Annotated in this window: 10 protein-coding genes; all 10 read left to right on the forward strand. The window is 36.9% G+C overall.

Annotated elements, in window-relative coordinates:
* The 10 genes from JI747_RS16120 to JI747_RS16165 all read left to right on the forward strand — a co-directional run bounded on the left by JI747_RS16120 (window position 1) and on the right by JI747_RS16165 (window position 12,944).
* Complete coding sequence (locus JI747_RS16120; protein ID WP_225689899.1) at window positions 1–1,260, forward strand: glycoside hydrolase family 88/105 protein; 1,260 nt, start codon at window positions 1–3, stop codon at window positions 1,258–1,260.
* 264 nt (window positions 1,261–1,524) lie between these two features.
* A complete protein-coding gene (locus JI747_RS16125) occupies window positions 1,525–3,168 on the forward strand; it encodes a glycoside hydrolase family 43 protein (RefSeq protein ID WP_225689900.1) in 1,644 nt (547 codons plus the stop codon).
* Window positions 3,169–3,295: 127 nt separating this feature from the next.
* On the forward strand, window positions 3,296–4,141 hold the full coding sequence (locus JI747_RS16130) for a rhamnogalacturonan acetylesterase (protein ID WP_225689901.1): 846 nt from the start codon (window positions 3,296–3,298) through the stop codon (window positions 4,139–4,141).
* A gap of 1 nt (window position 4,142) precedes the next feature.
* Window positions 4,143–5,810 (forward strand): glycoside hydrolase family 28 protein, encoded by a 1,668-nt coding sequence (locus tag JI747_RS16135; RefSeq protein WP_225689902.1) that lies wholly within the window; start codon window positions 4,143–4,145, stop codon window positions 5,808–5,810.
* A 15-nt stretch (window positions 5,811–5,825) separates the two neighbouring features.
* Complete coding sequence (locus tag JI747_RS16140; RefSeq protein ID WP_225689903.1) at window positions 5,826–6,737, forward strand: alpha/beta hydrolase; 912 nt, start codon at window positions 5,826–5,828, stop codon at window positions 6,735–6,737.
* A gap of 188 nt (window positions 6,738–6,925) precedes the next feature.
* Entirely contained in the window at window positions 6,926–7,900 is a 975-nt protein-coding gene (locus tag JI747_RS16145) for a pectinesterase family protein (RefSeq protein WP_225689904.1), read from the forward strand.
* 259 nt (window positions 7,901–8,159) lie between these two features.
* Window positions 8,160–8,897, forward strand: a complete 738-nt coding sequence (locus tag JI747_RS16150; RefSeq protein WP_039370728.1) for a rhamnogalacturonan acetylesterase — start codon at window positions 8,160–8,162, stop codon at window positions 8,895–8,897.
* Between the two features lie 223 nt (window positions 8,898–9,120).
* A complete protein-coding gene (locus tag JI747_RS16155) occupies window positions 9,121–9,462 on the forward strand; it encodes a cupin domain-containing protein (RefSeq protein ID WP_225689905.1) in 342 nt (113 codons plus the stop codon).
* Window positions 9,463–9,533: 71 nt separating this feature from the next.
* Window positions 9,534–10,436: an alpha/beta hydrolase gene (locus JI747_RS16160; RefSeq protein WP_225689906.1), complete on the forward strand. Its 903-nt coding sequence runs from the start codon at window positions 9,534–9,536 to the stop codon at window positions 10,434–10,436.
* 33 nt (window positions 10,437–10,469) lie between these two features.
* Entirely contained in the window at window positions 10,470–12,944 is a 2,475-nt protein-coding gene (locus JI747_RS16165) for a glycoside hydrolase family 95 protein (protein WP_225689907.1), read from the forward strand.
* Window positions 12,945–12,946: the final 2 nt, after the last annotated feature.

Below are 12,946 nucleotides of genomic sequence, written 5' to 3' on the forward strand. Positions count from 1 at the left end.
ATGAATTTCATTAATCATAAAATAAAAGCATACGCTGTTGCAATCTTAGGTTCAGGAATGTTCTTAGCTTGCGCTCAAACAAAATCTGTAGCTACGGCAAAACCAACCACAGAAAATGCAAAATCAGGAAAAGTAGTCCCTACCAATTTGAAATGGTCAGAAAGAATGATGCTTTCCGAAATGCACCGTTTTCCGGAAGCTTGGATGCTTGATTTCAGTAAAAGTCCGAAATGGACCTATCCATCAGCAATTGTTTTGGATGGTGCTGAAAAAATATATGCAAAAACCGGTAAAAAAGAATACTATGATTACATCAGTAATTTTGGGAAAGACCTGATCAAAGAAGACGGTACAATCCTTACCTACGATCTTGATAAGTATAATATCGATATGCTCAACAGTGGAAATGTTCTGCTTTACCTTTACGAAAAAGAGAAAAAAGATAAATACCTGAAAGCGCTTCAAACGCTTCGTTTACAAATTGACGGACAGCCAAGAACCCACGAAGGATCTTTCTGGCACAAAAAAATCTATCCGTATCAGGTTTGGTTAGATGGTCTGTATATGGGAATGCCTTTCTACACGCACTATACTCATGATTTTGTAAAAGGAGCAGACGCTACAAAAGCATACGATGATATTATGTTGCAGTTTGATTCTGTTCACAAAAATCTTTTAGACAAAAAAACAGGATTATTATATCACGCTTGGGACGAAAGTAAGCAGGAAGCTTGGGCCAATAAAGAAACTGGACTTTCGCCAAACTTTTGGGGAAGAGCAATGGGTTGGTACGGAATGGCAATGGTAGATGTATTAGATTATTTACCTAAAGACCATCCGGGAAGAGCAAGATTAATTTCTTACATAAAATCTTACGCAGATGCAGTGATCAAGGTTCAGGATCAAAAATCTGGCCTTTGGTATCAGGTATTGGACAAACCTTTAGAAAAAGGGAATTATGAAGAAGCAACAGCATCATCAATGTTCGTGTATACCATCATCAAATCGGTGAACGAAGGCTACCTTCCAAAATCATATAAAGCCGCAGCAAAAAAAGGCTACGCCGGGATTATCAAGAATTTAATTACTGTTGATGAAAACGGTGTGGTTAACTTAAACAAATGTTGTGCAGTAGCAGGTTTAGGAGGAAAACCTTACAGAGATGGTTCTTTCAAATATTATGTAAATGAAGAAATCCGTTCCAACGACGGAAAAGGAACAGGACCATTCATTTTGGCAAGTTTAGAATTTGAAAAGTAATACTTTAAACCATTAAGAATGGTAAGATTCATTAAGGTTAAAATCTAAGATTTTATTAAGTCAGTTGCTTAAAGCGAAGCTCAACTTAACTATACTAAACTCCTTCATAAAACCTTAATGGTAAAAAATTATTTGCATTTTTTAAACAATTAACCTTTGCTGAGTAGAACGCCTTTGCGAACTTAAAAATATATACATCAAGTTAAAAAAAGAAAATCTTTGCGCACTTAGCGTTAAAAACAAACCAGATTAAAAATCTGATTTATGAAAACGAAAAACATTTTAAATATATTTTCAGTAACCATTTTTTCTATCGCATCAAATTATTTGAACGCACAGGAAAAAAACTACGTTTCCGAAGTCTGGACTGCAGATCAGGGAAACAATTACAAAAACCCTATCCTTTATGCAGACTATTCCGATCCGGACGCTATTCGTGTGGGTGAAGATTATTATATGACCGCTTCCAGTTTTAATGAAACTCCGGGATTACCGATTCTTCATTCAAAAGATATGGTAAACTGGAAATTGGTGAATTATGCCATTCAGGATGTTTTACCTAAAGAACATTTTTCAGTTCCAAGACGTGGAGATGCAGTTTGGGCACCAAGTATCCGTTTTCATAAAGGAGAATTCTACATTTATTGGGGCGATCCTGATTATGGAATTTATATGGTAAAAACCAAAGATCCTTTAGGAAAATGGGAAGAACCCGTTTTGGTCATGGAAGGAAAAGGATTAATCGATTCTTGTCCGTTTTGGGACGAAGACGGAAATGCTTATTTAGTTCATGGTTGGGCAGGAAGCCGCGCCGGAGTGAAAAGTATTCTGACTCTTAATAAAATGAATCCTGAAGGAACAAAAGTTTTGGATAAAGGCATTCATGTTTTTGACGGTCACGAGTCTCATCCAACAGTTGAAGGTCCGAAAATGTATAAAAGAAACGGGTATTACTACATTTTTGCTCCTGCAGGTGGCGTTGCTACAGGTTGGCAATTGGTATTAAGATCAAAAAATATTTATGGTCCTTACGAAGAAAAAGTAGTGCTTGAACAAGGCACAACAAAGATCAACGGGCCTCATCAGGGAGCTTGGGTAGACACCCCTTCAGGGGAAGATTGGTTCTATCATTTTCAGGATGTAGATGCAGGAGGAAGAATTATCCACTTACAGCCGATGAAGTGGGAGAAAGACTGGCCTGTAATGGGAATTGACAATAATAAAAACGGAATCGGAGAACCGGTTTTAACTTATAAAAAACCAAACGTAGGACAAACTTATCCTGTTGTTACTCCGCCGGAAACAGATGAATTTGATGGTGAAAAATTAGGCCTGCAATGGCAGTGGAGCGCGAACGAAAATATCGTTTGGTCTTCCAAACTTCCCGGACAGAAATTTTTAAGGTTATTCTCGATAAAAGTTCCCGAAGGTGAAAAAAACCTGTGGAATGTACCGAATCTATTAACTCAAAAGTTCTCGGCTCCGAATTTTGCAGCTTCAACGAAGGTTAAATTAACTCCGGAAGAAGCTAAAGAAGGAAAAACTGCCGGACTGTTGGTAATGGGATTAGATCATGAATCGATTGTAATTACCAATAAATCCGATGGATTTTATCTTCAGCTAAGAAGAGCCGAAAAAGCAGATAAAGGAGGAGAAGAAAAGATTTTATTTGAAACTAAATTAAAAGGAAACGAAGCCTATCTAAAAGTTAATGTAAACGAACCAAATGGTTTATGCCAGTTCAGCTACAGCGAAAACGGAAAAAGCTTCACAAAAGTAGGTGATGTTTTTCAGGCAAAACCCGGAAAATGGATTGGCGCTAAAGTCGGTTTATACAGTATAAGCACTGCAAAAGTACCTCGTGGAGGATATGCTGATTTCGATTGGTTTAGAATCACTAAAAATTAAATTTTAAAGCTCTCGCAGATTTAGCAGATAACGCATATGATTATGCCTAAATTTTTCATCTGAATTAAAAAAATCTGCTAAATCTGCCAAATCTGCGAGAATATAAAAAGGATTTTGAAATAAACCAATGAACAAAAAAATTTACAATATAGTTTCATTTTTATTCGTCGTTTTGCTGCTGTCTGCATGCCAATCACAAACGAATGCCCAAAAGACGGCGGCAAAGCGCAATAAAAAAATTACCCATATATACCTCATCGGAGACTCAACGATGGCGGATTACACCGGAAATTACGAACCCGGAAAAGACTATATGAAAGTCCGTTATCCGATTACAGGATGGGGACAGGTTTTTCAGCCGTTTTTTGTAAAAGACAGTTTAGCATTTTTACGACCAGCCATTACAACTGATTCTGTTGAGATTATCGACAGAGCACATGGCGGAAGAAGCACAAGAACATTTTTTCAGGAAGGCAGATGGAGATATGTTTACGAACATTTACAGCCAAACGATTATGTCATTATGCAGTTCGGACATAATGACGGTTCAGAAAAAAATCCGGAGCGCTATGTAAATATTGAAGGGTATAAAGAATTTTTAAGATTGTTTGTAACCCAAACCAGACAAAAAGGAGGAAATCCGATTATTCTGACTCCGGTTGCCAGAAATTACCCTTGGAAAGACGGAAAACTGGAAAATGTACACGGAGAATATGGGCAGGCTCCGATAGATATTGCCAAAGAAATGAATGTTCCATATATCGATTTAAACAAACTTTCGATGGAATATTTTACAAAAAAAGGACAGGATTTCACGACCAACCACTACTTCATGAATCTTCCGGAGAATGTGTACGAAGCCTATCCGAAAGGACAAAAAGACAACACGCATTTTCAGCCGGATGGTGCAAAAGCAGTGGCATCAATAGTATATCAGGAATTTAAAAAAGTAATTAAAACTCAAAAAAAATAAAATGAAGAAGTCTCTTAAAGTGATCGGTTTAGTAGCAGCAATGACGTTTTCAGGGCAAATCTATGCTCAGAATCTGGATATTTATAAAAACATTGAGTTTAAAATGCCTCAGGTTACAGAAACGTCATTTGCAGCCAACACGGTTTCCATCACACAATATGGTGGTGTTGCAGGCGGAAATGTAAAAAATACCGAAGCTTTCAAAAAAGCAATTGAAGACCTTAGCAAAAAAGGTGGTGGAAAATTAGTTGTTCCGAGAGGAATGTGGTTAACAGGTCCTATCGAATTAAAAAGCAACATCAATCTTCATGTAGAAGAAGGAGCATTTATCGTTTTCAGTAAAGATAAAAACGATTATCCTTTGGTAGACGTAAGCTTTGAAGGATTAAATACCATCCGTTGCCAATCTCCTATTTCCGCAAAAAATGCAACCAATATTGCCATCACGGGAAAAGGTGTAATCGACGGAAGCGGTGATGCATGGAGAGCCATCAAAAAAAGTAAAGTTTCAGAATCTGAATGGAAAAATATCGTAAAATCTGGCGGAATTCTATCCGCAGACGGTAAAAACTGGTACCCTTCAGAAAGCTATAAAAAAGGATTTGAAAGCAGCTCCAGCTTCAATGTTCCAGATAAAATTTCTAAAGATGAATTAACAACGGTAAAAGATTTCCTTCGTCCGGTAATGGTAAGCTTGGTAGGTTGTGACAAAGTCTTGTTAGACGGACCTACTTTCCAGAACTCTCCCGCTTGGAACCTTCACCCATTGATGTGTTCAAATGTTATTTTAAGAAACCTTACCGTTAGAAACCCTTGGTTCTCTCAAAACGGTGATGGAGTTGATTTAGAATCTTGTAAAAATGTTTTGATCTACGACAATACGTTTGATGTTGGTGACGATGCGATCTGTATTAAATCAGGAAAAGATCAGGACGGAAGAAAAAGAGGAATGCCGACTGAAAATGTAATCATTAAAAACAATGTCGTATACCACGGTCACGGAGGTTTTGTGATCGGAAGCGAAATGTCGGGAGGAGCGAGAAATATTCACGTTTCCGACTGTACTTTTATTGGAACTGATATCGGGCTTCGTTTCAAAACGACTCGTGGAAGAGGGGGAATTGTTGAAAACATTTACATCAAGAATATTGATATGATTAATATTCCGACTCAGGTAATCGGATTTAATATGTTCTATGAAGGCGCTTCACCAGTGTTGGAAGACGGACAAAAACAGGAAGGAAACAAAGCTCCGGAAAAAGTGTATCCTGTAACGGAAGAAACTCCGATTTTCAGAAATATTTACTTTAAAAACATCAGTGCGGTGAATTCTGATGAAGCGATTACTCTATTTGGTTTGGCTGAAATGAACCTTAAAAATATTGTGATTGAAGACTCTCAGTTTGATACAAGAAAAGCTTTAACGATCGTAGATGCAGACGGAATTCAGTTAAAAAATGTAAAACTGCAATATGCTGAAGGAACAGGGGCAACCATTTACAACAGTAAGAATATTAACCTTTCTACTGTAAAATTTGAATCAGCCAATAAACCGGTTGTAAAAGTATTAGGAAACAAAACGGGAGCAGTATTGCTACCGAAAGAAGTAACATCCGATAAAAATTTACTTTCTATCGGAACAGATGTAGCGAAAAATGCAGTTAAATAAAAATTCCATAAGCGAATGATTTTTAACAGAAAACATACTTATATTTCTATTTTTTTTGTGGGGACAATGGCATTCGGACAGGTAAATCGACCGAATGCCACTCCTTACACCAACGAAGGTACGTTTGAAAAATTCAAGAAAAAATATCCTTTCATCACCCCTATTGACCGACCTGTTCCACAAAACATCGGAATCGATAAAGATGTAGAATATGCCAATATCAACGGACTTTCTTTAAAAGCAGATGTTTATTATCCTTCAGACAGATCAAAAAAATATCCCGGAATTGCAATGGTTCACGGTGGTGGCTGGGTTTCAGGAAGTAAGGATAATGAAAAATTCATGGCAATGGAACTCGCTTCAAAAGGGTATGTGGTGATTGCGATCGGTTATCGCTTGGCTGATGTTGCCAAATATCCTGCCGGAGTTGAAGATATTGAAACGGGAATTCAATGGTTAAAGAAAAATCACTCCAAATACTCTTTGAATAAAAAGAAAATGGTGGTTTTGGGAGAATCTGCGGGAGCGCAAATTGCCACCTTAGTCGGTGTTAAGAAAAAGAACAAACTTCAGGCTATTGTAAATGTTGACGGTGTTGTTTCTTTTGTTCATGAAGAATCAGGAAAAGAAGGAACTTACGATGCCTATTGGCTGGGTTATCAGCAAAAAGACAATCCGAAAATCTGGAAAGAAGCTTCTCCACTGGAATATGTGGATAAAAATACACCTCCTACCCTTTTCATCAACAGTTCGCAACCTCGTTTTCATGCAGGGCGTGATGATATGATGAAAAAACTGAAGAGCTATAATATTCCGACAGAGTTTCATGAGATCAAAGATACTCCGCATTCATTCTGGTCAGCAGAGCCTTGGTTTACGAAAACTTTGAATATAACGGTTGACTTTTTAAATAAAGTTTTGAAATAATATTAATTATGATTTTAAACGCAAAGTTTATTAGTAAATATGTTAAACTTTAAGGAGCAAAGATGAATCAACAAATTGATTTGATGAAGTTATCGTCATAGCTTCGCGAAGCAAATTTTATTTGCCTTTGCTTCCTAAAAATTATAAGGTTTTATAAAAATCTTTGCGTCAAAAAAATAATTCAGCCTATGAAAAAATTATTTTTAATTCTCCTCCTTTCAGCAGCAAATTTTCTCTTTGCAGGAAGTGAACCCTACATAAAAATTACCGTTGCCAAAGACGGAAGCGGAGATTTCACCTCGATTCAGAAAGCAATAAACTCCATCAGAGATTTAGGACCGGGAGAAGCACTGGTTTTTATTAAATCCGGAACATATAATGAAAAAGTGATTATTGGTTCTTCAAAACATAAAATCACATTAGAAGGCGAGAATAAAGACAATACCATCATTACCAACAATGATTTTTCAGGAAAAAAAGATTCGTTTAATGAAAAAATGACGACGTTCAATTCCTATACTTTACTGGTAATGGGTGATGATATTAAAATTAATAATTTAACGATTCAAAACTCTTCCTGCAATGAAGGACAGGCGGTTTCTCTCCATGTGGAAGGTGACCGTTTTGCGATTAAAGACTCTAATATTTTAGGTTGTCAGGACACGATTTATTCAGCAACCAATCACAGCAGACAATATTTTGAAAACTGTTATATTGAAGGAACGACAGACTTTATTTTCGGACAAGCCACCGTTGTTTTTAAAAACTGTACCATTAAAAGTTTAGCTGATTCTTATATCACCGCAGCAGCGACAGAAGCGGACAGACAATATGGTTTTGTCTTTTTTGACTGTACATTGATTGCTAAAGAAGGCATCACCAAAGTGTATTTGGGAAGACCGTGGCGACCTTACGCGAAAACAGTTTTCATCAACACCGAAATGGGAAAGCACATTCTTCCCGAAGGCTGGAACCCATGGAAAGGCGACAAAATGTTCCCGGATAAAGAAAAGACCGCTTATTACGCAGAATTTGGAAGTAAAGGAGAAGGTGGAAACGCTTCAAAACGTGTGAGCTGGTCGCATCAATTGACCAAAAAAGATTTGAAAAATTATACTGTTGAAAAAATATTCAACGGCTGGAACCCAAACATGAGTAATTAGTAATAGGCAATAAGTAATTATAACCTCAAGTAAATCGACATAGGAAAATGGAACGTTAAGAAAATTAATTCTGTGAACATTAAGAAAATTCTACTGTTTGAGCACGACCTGCATATTGAACCTGAAAACGGATTAGGAATTCGTGTGAGTTTTAGAATTTTTAGAGAACAGAACTAATTTTTAGTGGAAGTTTCCAAGTCTTGAACTTTTGATTCTTTTGTTTCAAGACAAAAGAATATTAATTAAAAATTTATTTAAAATGAAAAAAATACTTTTAACATTCTGCATTTGTTTAGCAACATTCTTATTCGCACAACAAAAACCAACCCTTTTCCTAATCGGTGATTCCACCATGGCCAACAAAGAAAATCCGGATAAAAATCCCGAACATGGATGGGGACAAGTGTTGCCCCAATTTTTCACTACAGGAATTGAAATTCAGAATCACGCGATGAACGGAAGAAGTTCAAAAAGCTTCAGAACGGAAGGAAGATGGGATAAAGTGGAAAAACAATTGAAGAAAGGAGATTTTGTAATCATTCAGTTTGGACATAACGACCAAAAATTAAAAGATTCAACAAAATTCACCAATCCTTATACACAATACAGAGCCAATCTGGAAAGATATGTAAACGAAGCCAGAGCAAAGGGAGCTATTCCAATTCTAATGACTTCTATTGTAAGAAGAAACTTCAATGAAAACGGGGTTTTAATCGATACGCACAAAGAATATCCTTTGGTGGTAAGAATGGTGGCCAATGATTTGAAAGTTCCGTTTGTCGATATGCAGTTATTAACTGAACAACTGGAAGTTTCTTACGGTCCTGAAAATTCAAAAAAACTGCACCTGCATTACAAAGAAGGAGAAGACCCTTATTATCCGAAAGGAAAAGATGATGATACCCATTTATCAACATTGGGAGCAGAATCTATTGCCAAATTGGCCGTGAAAAATCTGAAGACTTTAAAAATCGGACTGGAGAAGTATATTAAATAGTCGCCCACAAATTGCACAGATTTGCACAGATGACAACTTTAAGAATCAGCGTAATCTGCAAAATCAGCGAGAGAAAAATATTCAGTTTGTCATTCAGAGCGGAACAAAGTGAAGCGTAGAATCTAGGCTAATTAATTCAACAGAGAATTTTCAGAGTCTAGATTCCTACGGAATGACAAACTAAATAAATAATTTAGATTTAAAATTCAAAAACATACAAAAAATGAATTTCAAAAAAGAACCCTTCTTTGACGGCAATTCCGAATGGGAAGATTTAGGAGACGGAGTTTCGAGACAATTTGTCGGGTACAATTCTCAGGTGATGATGGTGATTGTAAAATTTGAAAAAGATGCTGTTGGTGCTTTACATCAGCATTTTCATTCTCAGATTACCTATGTTGCAGAAGGAAAATTTGAAGTAACTGTGGATGGTGAGACGAAAATATTACAAAAGGGTGACGGATTTTTTGCCCAACCTAATATTTTCCATGGTGTAAAATGTCTGGAAGAAGGACAATTGATTGATGCTTTTACGCCATTCAGAGAAGATTTTCTTAAAGACTAATCTAAAAATTAAACCTCATAGATTTTGAAAATCTATGAGGTTTATCTATACTTCACCAAAATTAAAAAGTTATGAAAAAAATTAATTTTCTACTATTAATTTTCCTTTTCATTCAATTATCCGCACAGGAAAAAATGATGGTTTGGCCAAAAGGTCAGATGCCAAATTCTAAAGGATTATCATTAAAGACGGAAGAAAAAGACAACAGAATCACTCAAATAAAAGAAACTGAACTTTTCGCTTTTTTTCCACCCAAAGAAGACAGAAAACCAATGGCAGTTATTATCATTCCCGGAGGCGGATATTATAAACTCACCTATGATCTGAATGGTTTTCAAATCGCAAAATGGTTTAATACATTAGGAATCTCTGCCTTTGTTCTGAATTACAGATTACCAACTTCTCCTGATCTTAAGCAAAGAGAAATTGCGCCATTACAGGATATTCAGGCAGCCATAAAATTGGTCAGAAAAAATGCCGCACAATATGGTATTTCACCAGATCAGGTAGGTGTTATTGGAACTTCCGCAGGTGGACATTTGGCAGCATCTGTAAGTAATATATCCAAAGATTATACAGAATTAAAAGGTGATTGGGAAACCATTTCTACCATTCCGAATTTTGCAATTTTAGTTTCTCCGGTGATTGATTTAGGTGAGTTTGCACACGTTGGAAGCCGCAACAGTTTGCTTGGTGAAAATGCTTCCCCTGAAAAAATCAAAGAATATTCTATGCAAAATCGCGTGACAGAAAAAACGCCACCGACGATTTTGATTCATGCTCAAAATGATAAGACCGTTCCAGTGATGAACAGTATTTTGTACTATCAGGAAATGGTAAAAAATAAAGTAAAAGGGGCTTTATTTATTTTCCCTGAAGGAGAACATAAGATCGGAATTGCCAACAAATCTGAACTGACAGATAACTGGAAAAAACTATGCTCAGACTGGCTTAAAACCATTGGTAATAAGTAATGAGTAATTTTTAAATTTTCATATTATCTAAAAATGCTGAAGATTATTCAACATAAAATATTCTTACTGGCTTGCGGAACCATCATTTCGGTTTCAGTTCACGCACAACAGAATTTAAAACTCACTTACAACAAATCCGCAGAAAACTGGAACGAAGCACTACCGATCGGAAACGGAAAGTTGGGAGCCATGATTTTCGGCGGTGCTTCACAGGAACATCTTCAGCTGAATGAAGAAACGATCTGGGCAGGAGAACCGGGGAATAATGTTCCGAAAAACACCTTCGACAGCATCCAGAAAATCAGAAAACTGTTGAATGAAAGCAAATTTCAGGAAGCTCAGAATGTTTCCAACAGAACGTACCCAAGACAGGCTCCGAAAGATTTAAATTACGGAATGCTTTATCAGACGATGGGTGATTTGTTTTTAGATTTTAAAGGACATGAAAATGTTAAGAATTACAGCAGGACTTTAGATATTGAAAAAGCACTCAGCGCCGTTTCTTATGAAGTAAATGGGGTAACTTTCAAGCGTGAGATCTTCTCCTCTTTTGTGGATAACGTGATTGTCATCAAGCTTTCTTCCAGCAAAAAAGGCAGTTTAAATTTCTCCATCAATGCTTCTACTCCACACTTACAGAAATCTATTTTCACAGAGAAAAACCAGTTAGTTATCAATGGAACCTGCGGTTCTGTGGATAATAAAACCGGAAAAGTTAATTTTAAAACGGTCGCTTTTCCTGTGTTGAAAGGTGGAAAACTAACCTCAACAAAAGATCAATTAGAAATTTCCGGAGCAGATGAAGTGGTCATTTATGTTTCTATTGCAACGAATTTCAAAAAGTATAATGATCTTTCCGGAAATCCTGATGCAAGAGTTTCAGAATATTTACAATCCGCTTTAAATAAAAAATACGATGCAGAGTTAAAAGCTCACATTGAAAAATACCAGAAATACTTCAAACGGGTAAGCTTAGATCTGGGAACTTCTGAACAGGCGAAAAAGACAACCGATATCAGGATCAAAGAATTCGGAACTTCGAGCGATCCGGATTTAGTGGCTTTATATTTCCAGTTCGGACGTTATCTTTTGATTTCTTCTTCACAACAGGGAACTCAGCCCGCCAATCTTCAGGGAATCTGGAATTACCAGTTGAATCCGGCTTGGGACAGTAAATACACCGTAAACATCAACACGGAAATGAATTACTGGCCTGCAGAAAATACAAACCTCAGTGAAATGCATGAACCTTTATTTGATATGATTCAGGATCTTTCGATAACAGGACAGGAATCTGCGAAAGAAATGTATCACGCAAGAGGCTGGAATATGCATCACAATACAGATTTGTGGAGAATTACAGGAATTGTTGACGGTGGTTTCTACGGAATGTGGCCAATGGGCGGAGCCTGGTTAACGCAGCATATCTGGAATCATTATTTATATTCCGGAGACAAAGAATTTTTAAAGAAAAACTACGCCGCTTTAAAGGGTTGCGCTTTGTTTTATCTGGATGTTCTTCAGCAGGATCCTTCCAAACAATACCTTGTTGTTTCCCCATCTATGTCTCCTGAAAACACGTATATGAAAAGCGTTGGAATTACAGCCGGAACAACCATGGATAATCAGTTGGTTTTTGATGTGTTTAACAATTTCATTAATGCTTCTAAAGTTTTAAATGTAGATAAAAATCTTTCGGAGGAAATGAAATCAGCTTTAAGCAAACTTCCGCCTATGCAGATCGGACAGCACGCTCAATTGCAGGAATGGCTGAAAGATATGGACAGAACCGACGATAAACACAGACATATTTCTCATTTGTACGGCCTCTTCCCTTCCGGCCAGATTTCCCCATTCAGAAATCCCGATCTTACGGAAGCTGCAAAAAATTCAATGACCTACAGAGGAGACAAATCTACAGGTTGGTCAATGGGATGGAAAGTGAATTGGTGGGCAAGATTACTGGATGGAAACCGTGCTTTTAAATTAATTTCGGATCAATTGACTCCTGCACCTATGGAAACCAAAGGTCAGTCCGGAGGAACGTATCCGAATCTTCTGGACGCACATCCACCTTTCCAGATCGATGGAAATTTTGGCTGTACTTCAGGTATTGCAGAGATGTTATTGCAAAGCTATGACGGTTATCTTTACATTTTACCGGCACTTCCGGATGCTTTACCCAATGGTTCTGTAAAAGGATTGAAAGCAAGAGGCGGTTTTGAAATTGATATCGACTGGAAAAATTCTAAATTAACAAAATTGGTTGTAAGATCTACTCTGGGAGGAAATGCAAGAATCAGAGTGGCGAAGAATTTAAACTTAAAATCTAAAACAAATTTAATCTCAGCAAAAGGGGAAAATTCAAACGAATACTATCAGGTAAATTCCATTAAAAAACCTTTAGTTTCTGAGAAAGCTCAGTTAAAAGGATATCCCGTTCCAAATACTCAGGTTTTTGATTTTAATACCGAGAAACGAGGAACGTATACTTTTGAAGGTAGATAAAG

This window comes from Chryseobacterium tagetis (genome assembly GCF_016735585.2).
Taxonomy (GTDB): Bacteria; Bacteroidota; Bacteroidia; order Flavobacteriales; family Weeksellaceae; genus Chryseobacterium; species Chryseobacterium tagetis.